21 protein-coding genes and 1 riboswitch are annotated in these 25,117 nt (G+C 67.6%); of the genes, 2 read left to right on the forward strand and 19 right to left on the reverse strand.

Annotated features, from left to right (window positions below; all coding sequences use genetic code 11):
* Positions 1–77 precede the first annotated feature (77 nt).
* The 9 genes from recO to EFAMC1_RS05830 form a co-directional block, all read right to left on the reverse strand.
* Positions 78–830: a DNA repair protein RecO gene (recO, locus tag EFAMC1_RS05790; RefSeq protein ID WP_154053365.1), complete on the reverse strand. Its 753-nt coding sequence runs from the start codon at positions 828–830 to the stop codon at positions 78–80.
* Positions 831–905: 75 nt separating this feature from the next.
* Positions 906–1,808 carry a GTPase Era gene (era, locus tag EFAMC1_RS05795; RefSeq protein ID WP_154053366.1) on the reverse strand — a complete coding sequence of 301 codons (903 nt, stop codon included), beginning with the start codon at positions 1,806–1,808 and terminating at the stop codon, positions 906–908.
* A 164-nt stretch (positions 1,809–1,972) separates the two neighbouring features.
* Positions 1,973–2,356, reverse strand: a complete 384-nt coding sequence (locus EFAMC1_RS05800) for a diacylglycerol kinase family protein (RefSeq protein WP_154053367.1) — start codon at positions 2,354–2,356, stop codon at positions 1,973–1,975.
* Positions 2,353–2,925, reverse strand: a complete 573-nt coding sequence (gene ybeY, locus EFAMC1_RS05805) for an rRNA maturation RNase YbeY (protein ID WP_154053368.1) — start codon at positions 2,923–2,925, stop codon at positions 2,353–2,355. Before ybeY ends, EFAMC1_RS05800 begins: the two co-directional genes overlap by 4 nt.
* Positions 2,922–3,890 carry a PhoH family protein gene (locus EFAMC1_RS05810; protein ID WP_154053369.1) on the reverse strand — a complete coding sequence of 323 codons (969 nt, stop codon included), beginning with the start codon at positions 3,888–3,890 and terminating at the stop codon, positions 2,922–2,924. Before EFAMC1_RS05810 ends, ybeY begins: the two co-directional genes overlap by 4 nt.
* A gap of 460 nt (positions 3,891–4,350) precedes the next feature.
* Positions 4,351–5,478 carry a hypothetical protein gene (locus tag EFAMC1_RS05815; RefSeq protein WP_154053370.1) on the reverse strand — a complete coding sequence of 376 codons (1,128 nt, stop codon included), beginning with the start codon at positions 5,476–5,478 and terminating at the stop codon, positions 4,351–4,353.
* Between the two features lie 100 nt (positions 5,479–5,578).
* A complete protein-coding gene (locus tag EFAMC1_RS05820; protein WP_261981794.1) occupies positions 5,579–7,024 on the reverse strand; it encodes a MiaB/RimO family radical SAM methylthiotransferase in 1,446 nt (481 codons plus the stop codon).
* On the reverse strand, positions 7,021–8,229 hold the full coding sequence (locus EFAMC1_RS05825; protein ID WP_154053371.1) for a DnaJ C-terminal domain-containing protein: 1,209 nt from the start codon (positions 8,227–8,229) through the stop codon (positions 7,021–7,023). The genes EFAMC1_RS05820 and EFAMC1_RS05825 overlap by 4 nt, the downstream gene beginning before the upstream one ends.
* A 171-nt stretch (positions 8,230–8,400) precedes the next feature.
* Positions 8,401–9,531, reverse strand: a complete 1,131-nt coding sequence (locus tag EFAMC1_RS05830; protein ID WP_154053372.1) for a DnaJ domain-containing protein — start codon at positions 9,529–9,531, stop codon at positions 8,401–8,403.
* Positions 9,532–9,955: 424 nt separating this feature from the next.
* Between EFAMC1_RS05830 and ettA the strand changes: the two genes are divergently transcribed.
* Positions 9,956–11,680, forward strand: coding sequence for an energy-dependent translational throttle protein EttA (gene ettA, locus EFAMC1_RS05835; protein ID WP_154053373.1), 1,725 nt, complete (start codon positions 9,956–9,958; stop codon positions 11,678–11,680).
* A 130-nt stretch (positions 11,681–11,810) separates the two neighbouring features.
* Here ettA and thiD read toward each other — a convergent pair whose 3' ends face one another.
* The 7 genes from thiD to lepA all read right to left on the reverse strand — a co-directional run bounded on the left by thiD (position 11,811) and on the right by lepA (position 20,194).
* Positions 11,811–12,701: a bifunctional hydroxymethylpyrimidine kinase/phosphomethylpyrimidine kinase gene (thiD, locus tag EFAMC1_RS05840; protein ID WP_261981795.1), complete on the reverse strand. Its 891-nt coding sequence runs from the start codon at positions 12,699–12,701 to the stop codon at positions 11,811–11,813.
* Positions 12,676–13,422, reverse strand: coding sequence for a thiamine phosphate synthase (thiE, locus tag EFAMC1_RS05845; RefSeq protein WP_261981796.1), 747 nt, complete (start codon positions 13,420–13,422; stop codon positions 12,676–12,678). The genes thiD and thiE overlap by 26 nt, the downstream gene beginning before the upstream one ends.
* Positions 13,423–14,256: a hydroxyethylthiazole kinase gene (thiM, locus tag EFAMC1_RS05850; protein ID WP_154053374.1), complete on the reverse strand. Its 834-nt coding sequence runs from the start codon at positions 14,254–14,256 to the stop codon at positions 13,423–13,425.
* A gap of 5 nt (positions 14,257–14,261) precedes the next feature.
* Complete coding sequence (gene thiC, locus EFAMC1_RS05855) at positions 14,262–15,698, reverse strand: phosphomethylpyrimidine synthase ThiC (RefSeq protein ID WP_154053375.1); 1,437 nt, start codon at positions 15,696–15,698, stop codon at positions 14,262–14,264.
* Positions 15,687–15,793: riboswitch (TPP riboswitch) on the reverse strand. It overlaps the preceding gene by 12 nt.
* 161 nt (positions 15,794–15,954) lie before the next feature.
* The gene (gene hemW, locus EFAMC1_RS05860; RefSeq protein ID WP_154053376.1) at positions 15,955–17,151 is read right to left on the reverse strand and encodes a radical SAM family heme chaperone HemW; all 1,197 of its coding nucleotides are present in this window, start codon (positions 17,149–17,151) and stop codon (positions 15,955–15,957) included.
* The gene (locus tag EFAMC1_RS05865) at positions 17,151–18,386 is read right to left on the reverse strand and encodes a tRNA dihydrouridine synthase (RefSeq protein WP_261981797.1); all 1,236 of its coding nucleotides are present in this window, start codon (positions 18,384–18,386) and stop codon (positions 17,151–17,153) included. The genes hemW and EFAMC1_RS05865 overlap by 1 nt, the downstream gene beginning before the upstream one ends.
* Complete coding sequence (gene lepA / locus EFAMC1_RS05870; RefSeq protein WP_154053377.1) at positions 18,386–20,194, reverse strand: translation elongation factor 4; 1,809 nt, start codon at positions 20,192–20,194, stop codon at positions 18,386–18,388. The genes EFAMC1_RS05865 and lepA overlap by 1 nt, the downstream gene beginning before the upstream one ends.
* A gap of 206 nt (positions 20,195–20,400) precedes the next feature.
* Between lepA and rpsT the strand changes: the two genes are divergently transcribed.
* Positions 20,401–20,664: a 30S ribosomal protein S20 gene (gene rpsT / locus EFAMC1_RS05875; RefSeq protein ID WP_154053378.1), complete on the forward strand. Its 264-nt coding sequence runs from the start codon at positions 20,401–20,403 to the stop codon at positions 20,662–20,664.
* A gap of 122 nt (positions 20,665–20,786) precedes the next feature.
* Here rpsT and holA read toward each other — a convergent pair whose 3' ends face one another.
* The 3 genes from holA to EFAMC1_RS05890 form a co-directional block, all read right to left on the reverse strand.
* Positions 20,787–21,743 carry a DNA polymerase III subunit delta gene (holA, locus tag EFAMC1_RS05880; RefSeq protein WP_154053379.1) on the reverse strand — a complete coding sequence of 319 codons (957 nt, stop codon included), beginning with the start codon at positions 21,741–21,743 and terminating at the stop codon, positions 20,787–20,789.
* A 129-nt stretch (positions 21,744–21,872) separates the two neighbouring features.
* Positions 21,873–24,299: a ComEC/Rec2 family competence protein gene (locus tag EFAMC1_RS05885; RefSeq protein WP_154053380.1), complete on the reverse strand. Its 2,427-nt coding sequence runs from the start codon at positions 24,297–24,299 to the stop codon at positions 21,873–21,875.
* The gene (locus EFAMC1_RS05890; protein WP_187324579.1) at positions 24,292–24,828 is read right to left on the reverse strand and encodes a helix-hairpin-helix domain-containing protein; all 537 of its coding nucleotides are present in this window, start codon (positions 24,826–24,828) and stop codon (positions 24,292–24,294) included. Before EFAMC1_RS05890 ends, EFAMC1_RS05885 begins: the two co-directional genes overlap by 8 nt.
* Positions 24,829–25,117: the final 289 nt, after the last annotated feature.

Below are 25,117 nucleotides of genomic sequence, written 5' to 3' on the forward strand. Positions count from 1 at the left end.
CTCTTGACCTCAGGTTGAGGGTTGATAAGCCGACAAAGAGTAAGCCAGGCTCACCCTCAAGCTGAGGGTGAGCCTGGCTACACGCTCAGGTTGAACTCGTATGCCCGCAGACGGGCGTCCAGGTGCGTCACCGCCCACACGTGGACGAGTGCGAGCAGCTCGGAGGCCAGCGCCGCCTCAACGGGGGCGGCAAGCAGCTGGTCAAAGGTGGAGCGCACGAGCGCCTCGAGCCATGCGAGCATCGTCGCGTCGACGGGCTCGGCGCCCTCGACCTCGCGCGCGCAGCTCTCGCAGAGGGCGCCGCCGGCCAGGGCCGAGAAACGCGTGACCGGCACCTCTCCGCAGGCCACGCACGAGTCGAGAACCGGTCGCCACCCCTGGTGCGAAAGGACCTTGAGCACGTAGGCCGCCACGACGACGTCGAGGTGTGGCTGGTCGGAGGCCTGCTCGCAGGCAAGCAGGGCGCGCGAGCAGATGGGAGACAGGAATGTGTCGGGCGCGTCGGGAAAGCTCGTGAGACGCGCCACCTCGCAGATCACACTCGCCGCGCTCACGCGTGCAAGGTCGCCTCGGAGCGTCGCGTGAGGCTCGGTGAGCTGCGCCTCGGCCACCACGTCGAGGTTCCTGCCCACCGCGAGCAACAGGTCGAGCTCGCAGAAGAGTTGCACGCGCGCCGCCAACTTGCCGCCCGGCTTGCGCGCGCCCTTGGCGACGGCCCTCCCCTGGCTGCCGTCGGCCTCGAGCAAGGTGAGGATGAGGTCGCTCTCCCCCAGCTTGGTGCGGTCGATCACGATGGCCGTGGTGTGGCGCGTGCGCCTGCCGCCAGCCATTAGCGCGTCCCGCCTGTCGCCGGGGCTGCCGCCAAAATGTGACAAATCATACGGAAGGAAATGTGACAGCGGGGGTTACTCGGCGGCGTCATAGCCAAGCCTGCGAATCTCGTTGGCGTCGCGGCGCCACTGGGGGCGCACCTGAACGCGAAGCTCGAGGTAGACCTTGGCGCCAAGCAGGCGCTCCACGTCCTTGCGCGCTGCCTGGCCGATCCGCTTCACCATCGAGCCGCCACGCCCCACGACGATGCCCTTCTGTCCCTCGCGCTCCACGAGGATCGTGCACGAGACGCTCGCGTGGCCGTCCTTTGCCCAGCGGATCTCATCGCAGCTCACCGCCACCGAGTGCGGCACCTCCTCGCGGCAGTTGAGCAGCACCTTCTCGCGCACGAACTCGCTCACGAGGTCCTCGTCGGTGGCATCGGAGTCCATGTCGTCGGGGAACCACTTGGGCCCCTCGGGGAGGCGCTCGGCCACGAGGCGCTCGAAGGCGTCGACGTTGAAGCCCTCCGTCGCGCTCGTCACGATCACGTCGTCGAAGTGCGCGAGCCTGCTCGCGGCCTCCACCTGGGCACTCACCTGGTCGGGCTTGGCGAGGTCGGCCTTCGTGAGCACGAGGATCTTGGGCGCCCGCGCGTGGTCGACGTGCGCGCCCACCCACTCGTCGCCCGTGCCCACGGGCTTGGTGACGTCGACGAGCATCGCAACCACGTCGACGTCAGAGAGCTCGGCGAGCGCGGCACGGTTGAGCTCCTTGCCGAGGGCGTCCTTGGGCTTGTGCAGGCCCGGCGTGTCGACGATGACGATCTGACAGCCGGGCGCGTTCACCACGGCCCGCATGCGCTTGCGCGTGGTCTGCGCCACGGGCGTGGCGATGGCGAGGCGCTTGCCGCAGCAGGCGTTGAGCAGCGTTGACTTGCCGGCGTTGGGCCTGCCGACGAGGGCGACGAATCCGCTGCGGAAGGGGGTCTCGGTCATGGGCTGCCCTCGCTCCTGTGTCTCGATGTAACGGACGAACGCCGTGGCGGCGCGAGAGGCCGCCGCGGCCAAACTGCAATCCTACAGATTATACGGCGGACGGCGTGGCACCGGCCGAGGCACAGGGGCGGCAATAACAAGGAGGCCGCGCCGGCCACCCAGCCCTACAGGAACGCCCGAACGGCCGCGGAGCCGAGCACGACAAGCCCCGCCACGCCCACGAAGACGCAGAGGATCCACACGGCCGCCGCGGCGATGTCCTTCGCGCGGCCGGCAAGCGGGTGGTACTCGGGCGAGACGAGGTCGACGATCGTCTCGATGGCGGTGTTCACGAGCTCGGCCGAGAGCACGCAGCCGCAGCAGAGCAGGATGAGGCCCCCCTCCACCGGCGTAAGGCCCACGACAAGTCCCGCCACGACGGCAAAGGCAAACCCGCCGAGCATGACCTTGATGTTGCGTTCGCTTCTGAGCACGAAGCGGAATCCCTGGATGGCAAAGCCGAAGCTCCGCCAGAAGGTGGGGTGGTTCTCCTTGGATCCGGGAATCACGGGCGCACCTCGCCTTCGCCATCCGGCCGGGCCGGGGCAGGGGTCTCGGGACGAGACGCGCCATCCCACACCGGGTCGTCCGCGTGGCGCGTCGTCTCCACGTGCGCCACCTCACGTCCGCACGCAAGGGCCAGAAGCTCGTCCTCCCGTGCCTCCATGACGCGGGCCTCGTCCACCTCGACGTGGTCGTAGCCCAAGAGGTGCAGCAGCGAGTGAATCGCCATGAGCCGCGTCTCGTCCGCGGCGCTCGTGTCAAAGCGCGTGGCCTGCTCGGCCAGCACCTCGGGCGCCATGGCAATCTGGCCCAGCTCGCAGGGCTCGCCAGAGGCGAGGTCGGGGTCGTCGGGCCGCTCGCACTCAAGCGAGATGACGTCGGTGGGTGCGTCGACACCGCGCCACTCGCGGTTGAGGTCCCGCATGGAGCGTGCTCCCACCACGCTCACAGAGACGGCACAGGGCCGCTCGACGCCCTCCTCGCGAAGTACGAAATCAAAGACGCGCGAGAGCTCAGCCTCGTCAATCGCAAGCGAGCACCCCGGCTCGGCATCGAGCGCCAGCGACAGGCTCATGACATGTCCTTCGCCACGCGCGAGGGCTCCTCGCCCTCGTAGGCAGCCACGATGCGCGCCACGAGCGCATGGCGCACGATGTCGGCGCGGCCGAGGTCGACGAAGGCGATGTCGTCGATGCCCTCGAGAGCTTGGCGCGCGTCGGCGAGTCCGGACGGCCCCGTGAGGTCACGCTGCGAGCCGTCGCCCGTGACAACGAACTTGCTGCGAAAACCTAGGCGCGTGAGGAACATCTTCATCTGCTCGGGCGTGGTGTTCTGAGCCTCGTCGAGGATGACGAAGGCGTCGTTGAGCGTGCGGCCACGCATGTAGGCGAGCGGTGCAATCTCAATGACGCCCTGCTCGATGAGGGCGTTGCCCTTCTCCATGTCGGTCATGTCGAAGAGCGCGTCGTAGAGCGGGCGCACATAGGGGTCAAGCTTCTCCTGGAGCGTGCCCGGAAGATATCCGAGCGACTCGCCCGCCTCCACGACGGGGCGGCAGAGCACGATGCGACCCACCTCGCGACGCTTGAGCGCGGCGACCGCCATCGCCATCGCAAGGTACGTCTTGCCGGTGCCCGCGGGGCCAAGCGCAAAGGTCACGGTGTTGTTGCGCACGGCCTCGATGTAGCGGCGCTGGCCGGCCGTCTTGGGGCGAAGGGCACGGCCGCGGTAGGTGAGCAGGATGTCGTCGGCGAAGGAGGTCTCGGGGATGGCGCCCGCCTCGGACTGGGCGAGCAGGAGGTCGACATCACCCGTGGTGGGGCTGTCGCCGGCGGAGACGGACTGGATGAGGCGCGAGAACACGGCCACGATACGATTAGCCTCGACGGGCTCGCCGGTGACGGACACCTGGCTTCCGCGGACGGTGATCGAGGCGTCGGTCGAGCCTTCGATGCGACGGAGCAGCGAGTCCGCCGGACCCATGAGCCTCGTCATGTCGATGGAATCAGGAATCGTGAGACGTACCTGCGCTGGCTCCATGCTCCTCCTGCCCTTGTTTTTGAAGATTATATTGCATTTTTTAAAGGGACCTGCAAGCTTGGGCGGAACGAACGGCCGATTTACCCGATAAGCCTCAGCTTGCTAACGAGAAACTCGGAGGAACTCGAAGTCGAATAGTTAAAGCTATCGATTACTACGTCCTTTCCAAGCAAATAGTCTGCATTTCCATCGATCTGGTCAAACAAGTCATTTGTGTTAACTGATCTTTTTAAAAGGAAAGTATGAGTATTTCCAGTGTCTAAGTGGGATGATTTCGAAACTAACACCGTTAAAACAATAGCATCATCAACAGATTCAACCGCTTGAACCCTACCTTCAGTCGATATGATGTGGATACCGCCAGAACTATTTGACAAGTCCGACATGATATTATAAAATAAGAACAAAAGATTAGGTATTATGAAGAGCAGTAAACCTACGAAAGCTACCCTTCTTATTCTCATTTAAAGAATACTCCCCCACGATAGAGAAAATTCTTGTATCGGTAATTTATCCAGCGAGCATTGGAGTACCAACCGTCAAAAATACAGAAAAAATAGGAAGGAGTAGACCCTCCCTTTGGCGTGGCGGTCATGTAACCTTGAACTGTTACGCAGTGTCCTTGCTTAGAGCCATTATTAAACACCGCAGACATAAATGTACTTAGGCTCTTCCTATTCACACTATCGATAAACTGCTGAGGTGATGGACTATTAGGATTATAGATATAAGAGACATTAACATTCTTTGATTTGGCATAGTTGACAAATCCAGGTCCTATCATGCTATTCGGAGTGGTTCCGTAATTAATACCATTGCTACTGTATTCCACGGACGTCTTCGTTCTATTCCATAAGTCGTTATAAATCAAAGTGTTAAATCTCGTGTCACCATATGGAGCAATTCCATAGTGTTGTCCAATAGCATAAAGTGAGCTAACGACACATGCATATTTTTTTGCCTTAGATTCAACCGTGCTCTCTGAGATAAACCGAAACGGATCAACGGAAGATTCTTGTTTAACCTGATAATCACTATGAACTGCTTCCCAGCTTACAGTAGCATCTTCCCAAGAACCAGGGTCATAACTGGCGGGATTAGCTTCTTTGAGAGCATTCGAACCAGCTAGACCAGTAAGAGTAGAATATATATTTCCGGTTGATATATCGATAAGTCCATAGTTAAGTGAATCCATTTTAATGAACGGAGTTGTAGAATCGAATTTATGAGCATCTAAGTAAACTGAGCCGAGTTCACAAGCGGGAGAAACTGAATTCTCCTCGAAATTGAACTCAGAAAGAAGTCCAGGGCAGTCTTTATCAATAATAATGTAACCATGCGGGATATTACCCATCTGAAGGTCAACAATGTAGCCAGCTGTTTTTCCTGGAACTTCACAGAATTTGTTTAACTTTGAGATAGAAAGATTTTTTATTGGTGAAAGAGTGTCTATAACTCTATTTGTAAAGTCATAGACAACATCCTGCGTCAGGGTTAGTGTCGATTCACCAAACGCCTTCTTAGGTCGCATTCCCGCTAATCCGACAGCTGACACGAATAGCATCTTAATAAAAGAGCGCCTGTTCATTCATTCCTCCTTTGTATGCTCTGCAGTTTGAACAGTACTCTTTATTTCAAGGGTCGATATAGGAATCATGTCAGCATTTAATAAATGTCTCGTAAAGAGACTATAAAAGAATATTATATATATAATGATGGGGAACCATCCGCACAAGCTCGCCAGTGTAGCCGGGGCCGACGTGAGCCTCAACGAGGCCGCCCGTCACGCCGGACTCGGCGCGCTCGACGAGCACGAGCTGGCTCGTGCCCACAAGCGACTCCGCGTAGGCACGACGAGATGCGGCGGCCATCTCGCGCATCGCGCGGCTGCGCTCGGCCATGGCCTCGGGTGCCGCCTGCCCCTCCATCGTCGCCGCGGGCGTTCCGGGGCGCTTGGAGTAGCGAAACACGTGCATCTTGGCAAAGCCGATCTCGCGGCAGGTCTCGAGCGAGGTCGCGAAGTCCTCGTCCGTCTCGCCCGGGAAGCCAACGATGAGGTCGCACGCGAGCGCGAGGTGCGGCACGGCCTCGCGGGCGCGATCAACGATCGCGCGGTACTCGGCGACGGTGTAGGGCCGGCCCATGCGGCGCAGCGTTTCGTCGCAGCCCGCCTGGAGCGGCACGTGGAGGAACTCCGCCACACGCCCGTCGCTCGCCGCCATGACGCGGAGGAGCTCATCCGTGACGCCCGCCGGCTCCACGGACGAGAGGCGCACGCGCCCCACCTCGGTCTGGTCGAGCACGCGGTCAAGAAGCCCCGCGAGGTCAAGCCCCTGACTCTCATATCTCCCGAGGTCAATGCCGGTGAGCACCACCTCGCGCGCACCCTCGGAGACGAGCGAGCGCACCTGGCTCACGACGTCGGCGGCATCAAGCGAGCGTGCGCGGCCGCGCGCCTTCCAGACGATGCAGTAGGTGCAGCGGTGGTCGCAGCCGTCCTGGACCTTGAGGCCCGGGCGCATGCGGCCCGTGGGCGTGATGGCGTGGCCGGGAGCCACGCTCTCGCCAATGTCGAGCGCGGCGAGCGGGCTGGGGGCGACGCCACCCGCGGCGGACGCAGACGAAGGGTTGCCCGAGGCATCACTCTGGTTCACAGCCCCGCGCTCGCCAGCGTTGGTCCGGGCGCCGACACCCGCCCCCGCCGCGAAATGTGACAAATCATACGGAAGGTTTTGTGACAAATCACCCGGAAGGAAATGTGACAGGGCGCGGGTGGCGACGCGGTCCTTGTCGGGCTCCACCTCGACGTTGTCGGCAAGCGCGGCGAGCTCGTCGGCGAAGAGGCTCGCGACGCAGCCCGTGGCGAGCACCTGCGGGCGCTGGGCAAGCGCCGCCGCGTGGCGCACGGCCTTCCTGGCCTTTGCCTCGGCCTCGCCCGTGACCGCGCACGTGTTGACCACCACAAGGTCGGCCGACTCCTCGTCAACAAGCTCGCAGCCCGCGGCCACGAGCTCGCCGGCGATGGCGTCGAGCTCGACCCTGTTCACGCGGCAGCCCAGGTTCGAGACGGCCACGCGCGGTGCGTGGCCGAGCGGGCCAGCCGCCTCCGCACCCGCGGCCACCCCGGACCTCACTTCTCTTGCCTTCCGCGCCCGCGGTGCGTCTTGGCTGACGCCGCGCGGCCCGGGTGCCGGCCGAAGATGCCGCCATGGCCGTCCTCATGCTCGGGATGCCCGTCGCCGTCACCCTCGTCAGCGACGCGCTCGCCGCGGGCCGCGGCCATCGCGCGCAGCTCGTCGAGCTCCTCGCCCGTGAGGTCGGTGGGCACCACGACGTTCACCACCACGAACAGACTGCCGCGCGCCTTGGTGCCCTGGCGCGGCATGCCGTGGCCCTTGGCCTCGATGTGGGCGCCGTGCTGCGTGCCGGCCGAGACCTCGACCGTAACGTGCTCGCCCTCGAGCACGCCGTCGACCTCGACCGCGCAGCCGCACATGGCCTCGAGCGCGCTCACGTCCTCAACGCAGAACAGGTCATCGCCCTGACGCTGGAATCGCTCGGAGTCGGCCACCTCGATGCGCACGACGAGGTCGCCCGAGCGGTCGCCGCGCACGCCCGCCTCGCCATAGCCGGCCACCTTGAGAGTCTGGCCGGAGTGGATGCCGGCCGGAACTTCGATCTTGACCGTCTCGTGGTTGGGCGTGCGGCCCTGGCCGTCGCAGGTCTCGCAGGGGTGGTCGATGACGTGGCCCGTGCCGTGGCAGGCCGGGCACTCCACCTGCGTCTGCATCTGGCCGAGGATGGTGCGCTGCACGGTCACGATGCGGCCCGTGCCATGGCAGCGCGAGCACGTCGTGACCTTGCCGCCCTCCGCGGCGCCCGTGCCATGGCAATCCTCGCAGGGGGCCAGGCGGTCGTAGGCCACGGTCTTGGAGCAGCCGGCCGCGGCCTCCTCGAGCGTGATGCGCAGCGTGATGCCCATGTCACGGCCGACCGTGCGGGCGGCGCGCCCGCCGCCCGCGGCCCCGCCGTTGAAGAACGACGACAGGATGTCGTCCATGCCGAAGCCACCGAAGATGTCGGACATGTCGACGCCGGCGCCGCCGAAGCCGCCAGGGCCGTCGGGGTCGCCGAAGCGGTCGTAATTGGCGCGCTTCTGATCGTCCGAGAGGACCGAGTAGGCCTCGTTGACCTGCTTGAACTTCTCCTCGGCGTCCGGCGCCTTGTTGACGTCGGGGTGGAGCGTTCGCGCCTTCTTGAGAAACGCTCGCTTGATGGTCCTCGCGTCGGCATCGTGCGCGACGCCAAGCACCTCGTAGTAGTCGATCTTCGCTTCCACGCTCGTAGAACCCGCTTCCTATCTGCCTAACCCGTCACGTTTTCTTCCGGATGATTCGTCACATTTTTGCCGAGGCCGTTGGCCCGGGGTCGAGAACAAGGCCACAGCACCTCCCGGGAGCCGCAGGCCCCCGACGATTCCGCCGCTTCGCGACCCCGCGCCCGCACACACCTACAAGTAGCGCGCGTTGCCGCCCCAGCCGGCCGTGCCCAGCCCCGACATGCACGAGACCATGAGGCCAAGGAACACCGCCACCGTCATGCCGTTGACGGCGCCGTTCACCACGTAGCGCCCGGCGTTTCTCCACCAGGTGCCGCCATGGTGAAGCACCCCGCCGCTCGACCCCACGAGCCAAAGGCCGATGACGACCGGCACCGCCACGATGAGGGCGAGCTGCGCGAGCTCGTTGAGCATGACGCCCACGAGCACGAACGGCAGGCCAAAGCCGATCATCTGAAAGCCCTGGGCGGCGCGCGGCCGCAGGCGCTCGCTCGGCACGCCCACGCGGCACACGAAGTCGCCCGAGGTGGAGCCGTTGGTGCCGGCGTTGCCCATGCCGCTCACGCGCACGATGTCGCCTTCGTGGCTGCCGGCCGGGATGTCGACGACCACCTCGCTCGCCGAGAGAACGCGCCCGGTTCCGCCGCAGACGTCGCACGGGTCGGCGACGACCTTGCCCGTGCCCTCGCACTCGGGGCACACCATGCTCATGACGCCGATGCCGAAGATGCTGCCGAGGTCGACTGAGATGTGGCCCGAGCCGCCGCAGGTGGGGCAGGTCTTGGCGTGGTCGACGTGGACCGAGCCCCTGCCCTCGCAGGCCTCGCAGGGGACGTAGCGCTGGTAGGTGACGCCTCGGCGGCACCCCTCGCGCGCCGCCGTGTCGTCGAGGTCGAGCTGGTAGACCACGTCGCCGCCAGCCTGGGGGTTGTACGAGCGGCTGCGGTGCGCCGAGCGCCCGCCCGAGTAGCCCATGCCGCCGAACGGGAAGCCCCAGCCAAAGCCGCCCATGCCGGCAAACGGGTCGCCCTCGGGCTGCGACGGCGCGCCATAGCCCGCACCGGCACCCGCGAAGGGGTTGCCCGAGCGCATGGCATCGTAGCGGCGGCGCTTGTCGGGGTCGGAGAGCACGGCGTAGGCCTCCGAGACCTCCTTGAAGCGCTCCTCGGCATCAGGCGCCTTGTTGACGTCGGGGTGGAGCTTGCGCGCCTTCTGCTGGAAGGCGCGGCGAATCTGCTCGTCGGTGGCGTCGTGCTCGACCTCGAGGATGGCGTAGTAGTCCTTCTCGTTCATAGAGGCCATGTGCTGTGGTGCTCCTGTCTGTTGGCCTGGGGGCCTTCCGGCCACGCGGCGCGCGAACGCCCGCGAAGGTTCCGGGGATCGGCCCGTTGACGCAGTTGCGACGGCTATTCTACCCAAAGCATGCGACCTCGCGCGCAAGCACACGCCATCTACCGAGACGCCGTGCGCGAAGCGCTTCGCACTTTCGAGTTGTGAACGGCTTTTTGCGACCCAAGAGGCCCAAGCGCTTGCAAACGCCGGGATGGCTACTTTGCGATGCCCCAAAACGGCCCGAGAATTCGTTCACAACTCAAAAGTGCGAAGGGGAAATCGCCGCACCTCCCGCTAGATCGCGTGCCGGCAGGCAGATGCGGCCATCTGATACGCTTGGAGGGATACCAAGACAGCCCCGGGGCAGCCCGCCCCACCAACCGCGAGGAGACACATGGCAGAGTTCATCTACCAGATGTTCGAGGCCCGCAAGAGCGTCGGCGACAAGGTCATCCTGGACGACGTCACGCTCAGCTTCTTCCCCGGCGCCAAGATTGGCGTCGTGGGTCCCAACGGCATGGGCAAGTCGACCCTGCTCAAGGTCATGGCCGGCAAGGAGGAGGTCACCAACGGTGAGGCGCGCCTCACGCCCGGCTACACGGTGGGCCTCCTCGAGCAGGAGCCGCCCCTCGACGACGACAAGACCGTCATCGAGAACGTGCGCCAGGCCTTCGGCGACGTGCTCGCCAAGGTGGCTCGCTTCAACGACATCTCCAACGAGATGGCCAACCCCGACGCCGACTTCGACGCCCTCATGGCCGAGATGGGCAAGCTCCAGGACGAGATCGACGCCGTGGACGGCTGGGACCTCGACTCCAAGCTCTCGCAGGCTATGGACGCCCTGCAGTGCCCGGACCCCGACACGCCCGTGAAGGTGCTCTCCGGCGGCGAGCGCAGGCGCGTGGCCCTCTGCCGCCTGCTGCTCGAGGCCCCCGACCTCCTGCTCCTCGACGAGCCCACCAACCACCTCGACGCCGAGTCGGTCCTGTGGCTCGAGCAGTTCCTCCACAAGTACGAGGGCGCGGTGCTCGCCGTCACGCACGACCGCTACTTCCTCGACAACGTGGCCGAGTGGATCTGCGAGGTGGACCGCGGCCACCTCTACCCCTACAAGGGCAACTACTCCACCTACCTCGACACCAAGGCCGCCCGACTCGAGGCACAGGGCCAGAAGGAGGCCCGCCTCGCCAAGCGCCTGCGCAACGAGCTCGAGTGGGTGCGCTCGAGCCCCAAGGCCCGCCAGGCCAAGAACAAGGCGCGCCTCGAGCGCTACGAGCAGATGGAGGCCGAGGCCCAGGCCGGCCGCGGCGTCGACGTCACCGACATCAGGATTCCGGTGGGCCCGCGCCTGGGCTCGAAGGTCCTCGTGGCCGAGCACCTCTGCAAGTCCTTCGGCGACCGCGTCCTCATCGACAACCTCTCCTTCGAGCTGCCGCGCAACGGCATCGTGGGCGTCATCGGCCCCAACGGCGTGGGCAAGTCGACGCTCTTCAAGATGATCGTGGGTGCCGCGCAAAAGGCCGGCAACTCCCCCGCCCTGGCCGACGCCGTCACCGAGGAGCCCACGAACGGCACCATCGAGCTTGGCGAGACCGTCATGCTTTCCTACGTCGACCAGATGCGCGCCGGGCTCGACCCCGACAAGAGCGTCTGGGAGGTTGTCTCTGGCGGCAACGACTTCATCGTCGTGGGCAAGCAGGAGATAAACAGCCGCGCCTACGTGGCGGCCTTCGGCTTCAAGGGCTCCGACCAACAGAAGCCGGCTGGTGTGCTCTCCGGCGGCGAGCGCAACCGCCTCAACCTCGCGCTCACGCTCAAGCAGGGCGGCAACCTCCTTCTGCTCGACGAGCCCACCAACGATCTCGACACCGAGACGCTCGAGAGCCTCGAGGAGGCACTGCTGGCGTTCCCGGGCTGCTCGGTCATCACGTCGCACGACCGCTGGTTCCTCGACCGCGTGGCCACGCACATCCTGGCCTGGGAGGGCACCGACGAGGACCCGGGCACATGGCACTGGTTCGAGGGCAACTTCGACGACTACCAGAAGGACCGCGTGGCGCGCCTCGGCGAGGAGGCCGCGAAGCCGCACCGCATCCACAGGAAGCTCACGCGCGACTAGGCATCACGCAGGAGTTGGCCTAGGCTGATGACGCGCCGCCCCGTTCCTCTCGTGGGGGACGGGGCGGCGTCTTTTATCTGGATGTCATATATGCGCAGGCAACGAGCCTGTCCTTGTCAGGGGAAGAAGCCTAGGCGGGATACGCGAGCCGACTCCGGACGTACCAGGCGTGGTCGACGGGCCCGGAGCCTGCGCCAAGGTCGAGGCCCGCGCGCAGGGCTCCGACGAGGTAGGCCTTCGCGTCCCGCACCGCCCGCTCCAGGTCGAGGCCCTCCGCGAGGCCGCAGGCGATGGCACTCGAGAGGGTGCAGCCCGTGCCGTGCGTGTTGGCCGCGGCGATGCGCTCGCCGGGAAGCCAGACGGAGGAGCAGTCGGCAAGGACCAGCAGGTCGTCGGCGGCATCCGTGGCGTGGCCGCCCTTGACGAGGACGGCTCCGGGCACAAGCGTCTTGACGCGCGCGGCCAGCCTCTCGACGTCCGCGCGACTGCTCGGCACCCCAACGCCGCCCCCGCCGGTGAAGCGGGAGGCGAGCTTGACGGCCTCAGGGATGTTGGGCGTCACGAGTGTGGCCAGCCCGAAAAGCTCGCCCACGACGGCCTCGACCGTCTCGGCACCCGAGAGCGAGGCTCCCGTCGAGGATGCCATCACGGGGTCGAGCACCACAGGAACGGTTCCGCCCTGCCCCGCCCCGTGACGCCGGAGGGCGCGAGCAACGGCGTGGGCGGCCTCGGCCGACCCCAACATCCCCACCTTCACCGCCGCCGGGACGATGTCCTCGAAGACGGCGTCCACCTGGGCCTCTATCACGTCCGGCGGCACCTGGTGGCAGCCTCGCACGCCAACCGTGTTCTGCGCCGTCACCGAGGTGATGGCCGCCTCGCCATAGAGCCCGAGGGCGAGGATGGTCTTGAGGTCCGCCTCGATGCCAGCCCCGCCCGAGCAGTCGCTCCCGGCTATGCTCAGCACGGCCGGAAGCGAGAAGGCGGCACCCATCTCAGCGGACGACCTTGCGAAGCTCACGGACGAGGTCGCGCGCGGCGGCCTCGGGGTCGTCGGCGGCAAAGATGGCGCTCACCACGGCGCCGCCCGCCACGCCCGTGCCCGCGAGCTCGTGGGCGGTCGTGGCATCGACGCCGCCGATGCCCACCACGGGAATGCTCACGGACGAGCAGATGCGCGCGAGCTCGTCGAAGGTGACGTCGACGGCATCGGGCTTGGTGGCGGTGGGATGGAGCGCCCCCACGCCGAGGTAGTCGGCGCCCGCCCGCTCGGCCGCGCAGGCCTCGGACACGGTCTGGGCCGACACGCCCACGATGGCGTCGGGGCCCAGAATCCGACGCGCCTCGGAGCAGGCCATGTCCTCCTGCCCCACGTGAACGCCGTCAGCGCCCACCTCGGCGGCGAGCGCCACGTCGTCGTCGATCAGGAACGGCACGCCCGCTGCGCGGCAAATGGGAAGGATCTCGCGTGCAAGGGCGAGCTTCTCGTCATGCCCGTCATGGCCGGGGTGCTTCTCGCGCAGCTGCACGAAGGTGGTGCCGCCGGCAATCGCCTGCCGCACGCAGTCGGGAAGGGTGCGCCCGCGAAGCCACGCCCGGTCCGTCACGGCATAGAGGAGCAGGTGCTCGCGGATGGCCTCCTCAGACCACCGGCCGCGCCGGCGGGGACCGGCCATCTGGCGGGCCTCATGATGGGGAGCCTCCTTGGCGACAGCCTCGCCAGCGGGAGCCTCGCCGGCCACCTAGCCCAGCTCCTCGACGAGGGCACCCTCGAGCAGGTCGTCGCCCGTCTGGTTGTAGAGGGCGTCGAGCAGGTAGGTGCGGAAGCTCCCGTTGCCGTCGAGCTCGTCCATGCGCGCGGCCGCCACCTGGCCGGCGAGTCCCATCGAGGCCACGGCCGCGACGGCCGCCTCGAGGGCGTCGGCGTGGGCCACCTCGTAGGCCACCGTGAGCGCCGTGAGCATGCAGCCCGCGCCCGTGATCTTGCCTTGCAGCGCCACGCCGTTGCGGATGGCGAAGGCGCGGCGGGCGTCGGCCACCACGTCGATGGGGCCAGTGGTCGCGGCGACGGCCCCGGTCTTGGCAGCGAAGGCGCGGGCGAAGGCGGCCGCCTCGGCGAGGTTGTCGTCGTCAACCACGTCGGCCGGGTTCACGTCGACGCCGCGAGCGCGCGAGCTTGCCCCGGCGAGCGCCTTGACCTCACTCATGTTGCCGCGCACGACGCGCACGGGCAGCTCGTCAAGCAGCGAGCAGGCAATCTCGATGCGCAGCTTGGAGGCGCCCGCGCCCACCGGGTCGAGCACGATCGGGTGGCCGAGCTCGGCGGCCTTGTGACCGGCCGCGCGCATGCCCTCGATTGAGCTCAGGTTGAGCGTGCCGATGTTGAGGTCGAGCCCGCCGCAGATCGAGGTGATGTCGACCACGTCCTCGAGCTCGTCGCTCATGATCGGGCTCGCGCCGGCGGCGAGCAGGGCGTTGGCGCAGTCGTTGACGGTCACGTAGTTGGTGATGCAGTGCACGAGCGGCGTCGTGGCGCGCACTGCGTCGGCGGCGTCCTTCAGGAACTCGAGAGACATGGGAACTACTCCTCTTCGACGGGAATGGTGATGGGGCCGTGCGCGGCCTTGGGCTGGTCGGGCCGCGCGGCATCTGCGGGATCGGCGTTCGCGGAATCGACCCCCGCAGGCGCGCCCTCCTTGAGATCGGCCCCGGGCAGGTCGTCACCCAGGTCGACCGTGAGGCCCTCCATGATGCGGTTGACCGTGCGGGCGGCGCACATCTTGCCGCACATGGTGCAGGTGCCGACCTCCTCGGGCGGCGCGAGTGCCAAGATCTCCTTGGCGCGGTCCGGATCGAGGGCGCAGGCGAACATGTCGTCCCAGTTCACGCGCCTGCGAGCGTCGCTCATCCTGTCGTCGACGTCGCGGGCGCCGGGGATGTGCTTGGCGATGTCGCCCGCGTGGGCGGCGATGCGCGTGGCGATGAGGCCCTCGCGCACGTCGTTGACGTCGGGGAGCTTGAGGTGCTCGGCGGGCGTCACGTAGCAGAGCCAGTCCGCGCCGTTCATGGCCGCCACGGCACCGCCGATGGCCGCCGTGATGTGGTCGTAGCCGGCGCCGATGTCGGTCACGAGCGGCCCCAGCACGTAGAACGGGGCATCGTGGCAGAGGCGCTTCTCGAGCTTCATGTTCGCGGCAACCTCGTCGAGCGCCATGTGCCCCGGCCCCTCAACGACGACCTGCACGCCCGCGTCCCAGGCGCGCTTCGTGAGCTTGCCCAGCTCCACGAGCTCGGCTACCTCGCTCGCGTCGGTGGCGTCGAAGGTGCAGCCGCCGCGCATGGCGTCACCGAGCGAGATGGTCACGTCGTGCTCGCGCAGGATCTCGAGGATGTCGTCGAAGCGCTCGTAGAAGGGGTTCTCGCAGCCCGTCGTCATCATGAGGCCGAAGATGAGGCTACCGCCGCGGCTCACGATGTTGGTGAGGCGCTTGGTCTCGAGGAAGGTGTCAAGCACACGGCGGTTGAAGCCCGCGTGGATCGTCATGAAGTCGACCCCGTCCTCGGCGTGGGCCTCGATGACCTTGAGGATGTCGTCACCCGTGAGTTTCACGAGCGGCTTGTCGAAGTAGCCGATGGCATCGTAGATGGGGACGGTCCCCACCATAAGCGGAGTCCGCTCGATGAGCTGCTGACGAAACGCGCGCGTCTTGCCCGAGTTGGAGAGGTCCATGATGGCGTCACCGCCGTACTGCTCGGCGATGGCGACCTTCTTCCACTCCTCCGGTGCGTTGTGGATGTCCCCCGAGATGCCGAGGTTGACGTTCACCTTCGTGCGCAGGCCCGCGCCCACGCCGCACGCGTGAAGCCCGAGCTCGATATGACGGGCGTTCGCCGGTATGGCGATGCGGCCCGCCGCGACTCCCTCGCGAACGAACACTGGGTCACGGCCCTCGTCGGCCGCGACCTGCTCGATCTGTGGCGTGACAATACCCGCACGCGCAGCATCCAACTGCGTCATTGGCACTCCCTTCGTTGGCATTACCCACATCAGGTTCAAGGGTCGGGACATGTGCGTGTCCCCTCTCAGCCGCCGCGGCGCTCGACGCCTCGCTGGCTCCCCTGGTATGCGGTTGTTGGCTGGGATATTACTCCGGCGGGCGCGCGAGCGCAACGCGCGAGGTACGCGGGGTCTGCATGGATACAGCCGTTTGGCACCTTGAACCCGGCGCGCATGGCCTCTGCTCTGAACCCAACGCGCGTGGTCTCCGCCGGGGCTAGTCGTGTGCGAGGTCCCAGAGGGGGCCGTAGAGCTCGTTTCCAAGAAGCCATCCCAAATGCGTGGGCACGAGGCGGCCGCCGTCACCCCCCGCGAGCAGGCCCTTGTCGAGAAGCCCCGACACCGTGTCGTCGACGCGACCGTCGCCCACGAGAGATCGTATGCGTGCGATGAGCTCGGGCGATATGCCATCCGTCATGCGCGCGGCCAGCATGAGGTCCTCGCAGGCGGCCTCGCGCGCGCTCAGCTGCTCGACGTCGAAGGCGAGGCCGGCCAGCGAGGATGCCCCGGCGACGTCTCGCGCACCCGACGTGACCGTGAGGCGCAGCCGCTCGGTGCCCGAGGAGGGCGCCGGAAGCGACGGCACGGCCCGGCGAAGCCGCTCGTAGGAGACGAGCCCGAGCATGCTCGCGGCGGCGGTGCCGAGGCCCAGGTACTCCACGCCCGTCCAGTAGGCGACGTTGTGGCGGCAGCGCTCGCCCGGCCGCGCATAGCTCGCGACCTCGTAGCGCGCGAGGCCCGCCGCACCCAGCACGCGCTCGGCCATCTCCATGTCGTCAGCCTCGGTGTCGTCGGAGGGCCAGGGCAGCTCGCCCGTCTCGCACATGCGCTCCATGGGCGTCCCCGGTTCGATCATGAGCGGGTAGCAGCTCACGTGGCCCACGCCGAGCGCCACGGCCTCGGCAAGCGAGCGCTCCCAGCTCTGACGCGTCTGGTGCGGGATGCCGCACATGAGGTCAAGCGAGACGCGCAGGCCGCTCCCGACCGCAGCCGACACCCGTTCGCGCGCGAGCGCCGCGTTGTGGACGCGCCCGAGGCCCTTGAGCTCACGGTCGTTGAAGCTCTGGACGCCGATGGAGACGCGGGTGGCCCCGGCCTCGCGCGCCGCCGCGAGGACCTCGTCGGTAAGCGACTCGGGGTTGGCCTCGAACGAGAGCTCAGGCAGCGCGCCCACGCTGCCCACCAGGGAGGCCAGGGCCTCGGCCCCGAGCATCGTGGGCGTGCCGCCACCGACGTAGGCCGTCTCAAGCCCGTCAATGAGTCCCAGGTCGCGTGCCTCGCCGACGAGCCGCCGAAGCGCGGCCCCGTAGCTGGCCATGAGGACGTCCCCGTGTCGCGCGGCGGCCGTGGAGAAGTCGCAGTAGCGGCAGCGGCGGACGCAGAACGGAACGTGAAGGTAGAGGGCGCGAACCATCAGGCGAGAGCCTCGCACGCGCTCGCGGGAAGCGACGCCTCGAGCTCGTCGGCAAGCGCAAGGTAGTCACCCGTGTCCATGCAGTGCATGGCGCGCTCGCGCCAGGACCCCGCATCGGGAACGCCACGCAGGTACCAGCCGGCGAGGCTTCTGGCCCTCGCGATGTGGGCGCCCGTGGCCTCGAGCAGGCGCACGTGGAGGCGAAACGCCGCGAGGCGCATGGCGGGCGTGGGCACGCGCGGCGCCGCGTCCTGCGCCGGGTCTCGCAGGCGCCCCAGCTCGCGCTCGGCCGCGCGAAACACCCACGGGTTGCCGTAGCTTCCCCGCGCGACGAAGCAGCCGGCCGCGCCCGTCTCGGCGAGGAGCGCCGCCGCGCGCGGCCCGTCCAGGGCGTCTCCCGAGGCGACCACGGGCACGCCCACGGCCTCGACCACGCGCCCGACCTCGGCCGCATTGCTCTTGCCCCGGTAGAGCTGTGAGGCCACGCGCCCGTGCACGGCGATCGCCTGCGCACCCGCGGCCTCGAGCACCCGTGCGAACTCGGGGCCCACGATGGCGTCCGGCCTGCGCCCGATGCGGATCTTGGCCGTCACGGGCACCTCGGTGCGCCCGCAGGCGTCCAGCTCCTCACGGATGGACCGCACGATGTCGGCCGCGAGCAGCGGCTCGTCGAGCAGGGCCGAGCCCGCACCCGACTTCGTGACCTTGGGGACGGGGCACGCCATGTTGACGTCGACGAGGGCGAGGCGCGCGCCCAGGTGATGCGCCACGAGCGGCACCGCCTCTCGGAAGTGGTCCACGTCGGCGCCGAAGAGCTGCACGGCAAGCTCGGGCTCGGCCGGGTTGGGGTCGACGAGCTCCCAGGTCTTGTCGCTCTTGTAGTGGATGCCCGTGACCGAGACCATCTCGCTGTAGGCGAGCGCGGCGCCGCCGGCGCGTGCCATGAGGCGATAGGCCGCGTCGGTCACGCCGGCCATGGGGGCCATGAGGAAGGGGTTCCGGGCGAGGCGCCCGGCGAGGACGTTGGGGCTCTCATGCAGGCTCGCGACGCACGCGTCACTCAAGCCATCGCGGTCCGCACGCGCGCCGTCGCAGCCCAGCTCCGCCCACGGCACCGGCGGCCACGCGAGGCCGGCCTCCGCCGCGCCCGCAGCCATGACCTGCGCGGCGCGCCCGCTCGCGGCCGCCTCCCGACGCGCGTCCTCGTCCGCGGCCGTCCGCCTGGGTCCGCGCACTACTGGTCCACCTTGAGGATCGCCATGAAGGCCTCCTGCGGCACGTCGACCGACCCGATGGCCTTCATACGCTTCTTGCCCTCCTTCTGCTTCTCGAGCAGCTTGCGCTTGCGCGAGATGTCGCCGCCGTAGCACTTGGCCAGCACGTCCTTGCGTCGCGCGCGCACGGTGGAGCGCGCGATGATCTTGTTACCGATGGCGCCCTGAATAGGCACCTCGAAGAGCTGCTGCGGGATGATCTCCTTAAGCTTGTCGCAGAGTCCGCGCGCGAGGTCGTAGGCCTTGTCGCGGTGCACGATGAACGACAGGGCATCCACCTCATCGCCCGAAAGCAAGATGTCGAGCTTCACGAGGTCGCTCGTGCGGTAGTCGCTGAACTCATAGTCGAGGCTCGCGTAGCCCTTGGTGCGGCTCTTGAGCTGGTCGAAGAAGTCGAGGATGAGCTCGGCGAGCGGCATGTCGAAGTGCATCTCCACCGACTTCTGCGTGAGGTGGATCATGTCGGTCGTGATCCCGCGGTGCTCGATGGCGAGTTGCATGACCGCACCCGTGAACTCGGGCGGGCAGATGATCTTGGCCTTGAGGTAGGGCTCCTCGATGTGGTCGATGCAGGTGACGTCGGGCAGGTCCTGCGGGCTTCGCACGCAGACCATCTCGCCGTCGGTCTTGTAGACGTGGTAGTCCACGCTCGGGCTCGTGGCGATGAGGTCGAGGTTGAACTCGCGCTCGAGACGCTCCTTGACGACCTCCATGTGCAGAAGCCCCAGGAAGCCCACGCGAAAGCCGAAGCCAAGCGCAACCGAGGTCTCGGGGCTCCAGGTGAGCGACGGGTCGTTCACGTGCAGCTTGTCGAGGGCGTCGCGCAGGTTCTCGTAGTCCTTGGTGTCCACCGGGAAGAGGCCGGTGTAGACCATGGGCTTGGCCTCGCGGTATCCCGGCATGGGCTTGTCGCAGGGGTTGTCTGCCCAGGTGATCGTGTCGCCCACGCGCACGCTCTCCGGGTCCTTGAGGCCCGTCACGACGAAGCCCACCTCTCCCACGGAGAGCTCGTCGACGGCCGTCTCGGCCGGGCGCTTCACGCCCACGCCGTCGCAGAGGAAGTCCTCGGCCTTCTGCATCATGCGCAGCTGATCGCCCTTGCGGATGCGGCCGTCAAAGACGCGCACCGTAGCCACCACGCCGCGGTACTCGTCGAAGTACGAGTCGAGGATGAGGGCGCGCAGCGGTCCCTCGGCGTTGCCGGCGGGCGGCGAGATGAGGAACACGATGGCCTCGAGCAGGTCGTGGATGCCCTCGCCGGTCTTGCCCGAGACGCACACCGCGTCGTCGGCCGAGATGGCGAGGTCGTCCTCGATCTCCTGCTTGACCTCGTCGGGGTGGGCGCTCGGCAGGTCGATCTTGTTGATGGCCGGCACGATGTCGAGGCTGGCGTTCATGGCCAGGTTGGCGTTGGAGACCGTCTGCGCCTCGACGCCCTGGGTGGCGTCTACCACGAGCACCGCGCCCTCGCACGCGGCGAGTGAGCGGGAGACCTCGTAGGTGAAGTCGACGTGGCCCGGCGTGTCGATGAGGTTGAACTGGTAGGTCTCGCCGTCGTCGGCGTCGTACATGACGCGCACGGCGTTGGACTTGATCGTGATGCCGCGCTCGCGCTCGATGTCCATCGTGTCGAGCAGCTGGGCCTCCATGTCGCGCTCCTCGACGGTGCGGGTGAGCTCGAGGATGCGGTCGGAGATGGTGGACTTCCCGTGGTCGATGTGGGCGACGATCGAGAAGTTGCGGATGTGGGAGGTGTCTGTAGTAGTCATGGGACTGATTCTAGCGTAAGGGGCTGGGCCGCTTGCGCGCGAGGTGACGGCACGTGGGCACGGGGACACAAATTATTGGTGTGCGCAGGCGGTATGGGCACATTTTGTGGGCCCGGGCGCGGAACGTTCTGCTATACTCGCGGGGTTGACCTCCCCGTGTCTCGGTCAAGAGGCCTCACAACAGATAGTTTTGAAAGGAACCGCACGTGGCTAACATCAAGTCTCAGAAGAAGCGCATCATCACCGCTGAGAAGGCCCGCCAGCGCAACAAGGCCGCTCGCTCCGAGCTCAAGACGGCCGTGAAGCACGTCCGCGAAGCCGTGGAGGCCAAGGACGCCGACGCCGCCCAGCTCGCCGCCAACAAGGCGAGCCGCCTGCTCGACAAGGCTGCCTCCAAGGGCATCATCCACAAGAACCAGGCCGCCGACCGCAAGAGCGGCGTCCAGAAGCTCGTGAACACCCTCAAGTAGGTTCGTGAGCACATAGCTTGACCTTAAGTCCCCGTCGGCGTGCTGGCCGGCGGGGACTAATTTTGTGGGAGGCGTGGAGAGCGGCAGCGCACCTTCGGGCGCCGCCGCGACGGCGCGGGCGCTCAGGCACCGCAGATGGCGAGGACGAGGCGGACGAAGGCCGTGTCGGAGTCGGGGGTGCCCTTGAGCGCGCGCTCGCAGCAGGCAGCCTCAGCGAGGAGCGCCGACGGCTCGCCCAGAGCAAAGCGACGGACCCATGCCACGTGGTGCTTGACCTGCCAGGGGGCGCGGCCAAGCTCCTTGGCAAGCTGCGACGAGGCGCCGCGCCGGGCAAGCGACTGGGCGCACACAAGCTCGCGGAGCCTTCCCACGAGCACGGAGTGCAGGAACACGAGCGACGGCGCCTTCATGAGCCTGAGCAGCGCCATCGCCTTGGCGGCGTCACGCTCGCAGACGGCGTCGGCAAAGGCCCAGGGACTCACCTCGGCCGTCTGGGCCACGTTGGCCTCAACGTCGGCGAGGGTGATCTGGCCCGTCTGCCCCACGAGCTCGGCCAGGGTGGCGATCTGGTTATCGAGCATCACGGTCGACTCGCCACAGCGGTTCACGAGCTCCTCGGCCGCGTCGGTGCCCATCGCAAGGCCGCGCCGCGACGCGAGCCTGACCACGTAGGGCGGCAGCTCCCAGCGCTTGAGCGGCGAGCAGTCCACGACCGACTTGGGCCCCACCTTGGCCACGGCCTTGTAGAGCCGCGTGTTCTTGGCGAGCTTCTCGGCCTCGAGGCACAGGACGCTCTGCGGGTTGGGGTCCACGAGGTAGGAGACGAGCGCCTCCGAGACGGGCTTCGCGAGCGCCTCGGCACCGTGGACGATGACGAGGCGGAAGTCGGCCCCGAACGGCAGGGTCTGCAGCGACGAGACGAGCACCTCGGGGACCTCGACGGACTTGGCGTCGAATTCGTCGAGGTTGAAGTCAGCGAGGTCGGCCGGCACGCGGGAGCGCAGGCGCCTCACGGCCGTCTCGCGCTTGAGCTCATCGCTTCCCACGACGAGGTATGCGCTCAGGAGCCCCTGTGCCATGCCACTCCCCTCCCTGCCGGTTGCCGGCCAGCCCTTTGTCGTCCGAACCGTTCGAGCATTGTAAGCCCGAATGCCCACCGCTCGCTGCCGGATGGGTGTGCAGAACGAACACGTCCCCAATTGCACCACTCAGAGGCGTACGCGGACGCCGGAGGCTGCGGGCTCGAGGGTCACGTCGCCGACGTCCTTCGTGCAGAGAAACCACGACCCCGCGCCCTCGAGCACCTCGACGCACTCGGGCCTGGGGTGGCCGTAGGAGTTACCCTCGCCCGCGCTCGCGACCGAGACCTCAGGGTCGAGCTCCGCTGCCTCCTCGGCAAAGATCGAGACGGCCGAGCCGTGGTGGCCCACCTTGAGCACGTCGACGTCTCCGGCCCTGGGCGCAACGTCTCTCATCACCTCCCCCTCCGCGTCGCCCGTGAGCAGGGCCCGAAGGCCCGCGCCCGATTCCGCACGCCCGGCCACGGCCCGGCCATACTCGACGAGCAGGCAGAGGGAGTGCTCGTTCTCCGACCCGTCGACGGGCTCGGTCGGCCAGAGGCTGGTGAGCCCGAAGCCTCCGACCACGATTCGGTCACCCGCGGAGAGCTCCCGCGGAGGGCCGCCCGTGAGCGCGCGAACGGTCTCCTCGAGCTCGGGAGGAAGCGCGTCCGAGACCCCCTCGGCCACGAGGACCGTCCCCACGCGCACGAGCCCCACGAGGTCGTCGAGCCCGCCGTAGTGGTCGTCATGCAGGTGCGTTATGACCACGGCGTCGAGCGAGAGCGTCCGCTGGCGGGCCAGGGCCGAGGCGACCGAGGCGTCTGGCCCCGTGTCGACGAGCACGGAGCGGGGCCCGTCACGGACGAGGATGGCATCCCCCTGGCCGACGTCGAGCACGACCACGCGGGCCGGCACGAGGGCGAAGACGCCCACGACGGCCGAGGCCGCGAGCGCGACGGAGAGCCCAGCGCCGGCCAGCAGCGCCCCTCGCGGGGGCGTGGGCCACGCAAGCAGCAGGAGGGACGCGAGCGCAAGCGGTGCCAGCTCCCAGGCAACATTGAGCGCGACGGGGACGCGTGCGTACGGCACAGTCGCGAGCAGGCGCGTGATGCCGACGGCCACGGCGCAGAGCGCCTCGACGGCCAGGAGCATGGCATCGCCTACGAACGGGACCCACCCGAACGCGCAGCCCAGCGCCCCGAGGGAGACCACCGGCGCGAAGATGGGTCCCACCACGACGTTGGCGAACGGCGCCACGAGCGACACGGAGCCGAAGGTGGCGGCGCATGCCGGCATCGTGGCCACCTGGCAGACGAGGGATGCCGCATGCGTCGAGCGCGTGGCGGCCCAGGCCCTGCGCGCGCGGGCCCACACGCGGGCGGCGCGGCCATGGAGCCGCGGGTTGAGGCGGGGCTCGAGCAGGCTGAGGGTTGCCTCCGCGTGCGAGCTGAAGAGCGCGAGCGCGCACACCGAGAGCGCCGAGAGCTGAAAGCCGAGGTCGCAGGCGCAGGTGGGGTCGACGAGGCACATGGCAAGTCCCGTGAGCGCCATGCCGGAGGGCGCGTGCGCGCGCCTGCCGAAGAGCCTTCCCGCAAGCGAGGCGGCAAGCATCACCCACGAGCGCACCGCCGAGGTGGGGCAGGCGCAGAAGACGACGTAGGCCCCGCTGATGCCGAGCACCCCAAGCGCACGCACGCGGGGGCCGGCTCCCAGGGCAAGCAGGAGCGCCTCGAGCCCTGCGCCCACGACCACGAGGTGGCTGCCCGAGACCGCGACGAGGTGCGAGAGCCCGGTGGCCGCGAACGCGTCCTCGGTGCCCTGCGCCTTGAGCTCCGTCCTGTCCGAGGCGATGACGCCCGCCATGAGGGCCCGCGCCTCGCTCCCCTCTGGCCCGATGCGCCCCACGACCCACCGGCGCATAGCCATGAGCGCGTCGAGCGGCCCCGGCCTCGTGCCCCTGTCCGTGACGCGCACGAGGCGGATGCGCCCCGAGATGCCGCGCGCCCGGCTCGATCGGCCCCAGTCGTCGTCGGCGTTTGGGGAGAAGCGGCCCACGCCCTCGACCCGCTCGCCAAACTCGAGGTGCTCTGAGCCAGAGAGCCACACGGACGCCCTCGAGCCATCCGGAAGCGTCGCCTCGGCCTCGGAGAGCCAGCCCGACGAGGTCTCGCTCGCGTCCCCCGTGACCGTGAGACCGAGCGCGGACACGGGCGTCGAGGCGAGAGCCTCCCCTGCCGCATCAACGCGCGCGAGCACGACTCCGGAGACGAGGCACCCGACGAGCCCCGATACAAGCACGCAGGCGAGCGCCGCGAGCAGGCCCGCCTCCCATCGCCCCCTCGCGAGCCGGGCGACCACGCACACGGCCAGGGGCACGGCCGCGCAGAAAAGCAGGGCGCATACGGCCACACACATGTCAACAAAGCCCCTGAGCACGAGGTTCTCGGCAACCACGAGCGCAACGAGCGCATGGAGCGAGATTGGGACGAAGGGACGGGCCGGGTAGGCGGATGCCCCAGGTGTTCCGGCTCCGATTCCCACCCCGGACAGCCCCTGGGGCCTCGCGTCAGACACAGATCTTTCCCTTGAGCTTCTCGAACTTCTTCTCGCCGATGCCGCTCACGCGCATGAGGTCCTCGATGGAGGCGAAGGCGCCGTTCGCGTCGCGATCGTCGACGATGGCCTGGGCCGTCGACTGCCCCACGCCAGGAAGCGCGTCGAGCTCCTCGACGCCCGCCTTGTTGATGTTCACGAGACCGGAGGACGTCGTCCCGCCCTGCGCCGATGCCTGAGACGAGCCCGCCGGCTCGGAGGGAGCGATCGGCTGCTCCTCGCTCTCAAGGGGAACGTGCACCTTGTCGCCGTCCGCAACGGCCGCGGCAAGGTTGAGCCCGGAGGTGTCCGCACCCTCGCCAAGCCCACCGGCCGCTACGATGGCGTCGTTCACGCGTGGGAGCTCGCCCTCCACCACATAGACGCCCGGGCTCGCCACCGCGCCGTCCACATGCACTGTCAGGCGCGAAACGGTCACGGTCGTCGCGGGTGCGGGGGCCTCGTCGCCCACGGAAGGCGCGGCGTCAGCAGTCTCGGCTGCGCGCTCCACGACGACCCCTCCAGGGCGCCCGAGGGCAAACACGCCTACGACAACCGCGCAAACAAGTACGCAGACAAGTGCCACGAGCACGCCAGCCCCGGGCCTCGCGCCAAGCCTGGCCGCAAGGCCCCGGCCCCGGCCTCCCCTTCCTCCCGACCCGACCTGTGCCATGGCAGCCCTCCCCATCCCGCCGTGTCCGATGCGCGTTGCTCCCATGCTGTGGGAGGCCGCGGGGAAGGCAAACGAGAATCCCAAGAAATCCCGCCATCCGCCGACACAGACCCGACAAGCCGCCGAC

The sequence above is a fragment of the Olsenella uli genome, assembly GCF_901212675.1.
In the GTDB taxonomy this organism is placed as follows: domain Bacteria; phylum Actinomycetota; class Coriobacteriia; order Coriobacteriales; family Atopobiaceae; genus Parolsenella; species Parolsenella uli_B.

Coding starts and splice junctions, on each gene's coding strand:
- EFAMC1_RS05810 (WP_154053369.1), bottom strand. CDS start 3,890: ATGGAGCCAGCGCAGGTACGTCTCACGATTCCTGATTCCATCGACATG.
- era (WP_154053366.1), bottom strand. CDS start 1,808: ATGACCGAGACCCCCTTCCGCAGCGGATTCGTCGCCCTCGTCGGCAGG.
- EFAMC1_RS05830 (WP_154053372.1), bottom strand. CDS start 9,531: ATGGCCTCTATGAACGAGAAGGACTACTACGCCATCCTCGAGGTCGAG.
- recO (WP_154053365.1), bottom strand. CDS start 830: ATGGCTGGCGGCAGGCGCACGCGCCACACCACGGCCATCGTGATCGAC.
- holA (WP_154053379.1), bottom strand. CDS start 21,743: ATGGCACAGGGGCTCCTGAGCGCATACCTCGTCGTGGGAAGCGATGAG.
- hemW (WP_154053376.1), bottom strand. CDS start 17,151: ATGGTTCGCGCCCTCTACCTTCACGTTCCGTTCTGCGTCCGCCGCTGC.
- thiC (WP_154053375.1), bottom strand. CDS start 15,698: ATGACGCAGTTGGATGCTGCGCGTGCGGGTATTGTCACGCCACAGATC.
- EFAMC1_RS05815 (WP_154053370.1), bottom strand. CDS start 5,478: ATGAACAGGCGCTCTTTTATTAAGATGCTATTCGTGTCAGCTGTCGGA.
- lepA (WP_154053377.1), bottom strand. CDS start 20,194: ATGACTACTACAGACACCTCCCACATCCGCAACTTCTCGATCGTCGCC.
- ybeY (WP_154053368.1), bottom strand. CDS start 2,925: ATGAGCCTGTCGCTGGCGCTCGATGCCGAGCCGGGGTGCTCGCTTGCG.
- ettA (WP_154053373.1), top strand. CDS start 9,956: ATGGCAGAGTTCATCTACCAGATGTTCGAGGCCCGCAAGAGCGTCGGC.
- thiM (WP_154053374.1), bottom strand. CDS start 14,256: ATGTCTCTCGAGTTCCTGAAGGACGCCGCCGACGCAGTGCGCGCCACG.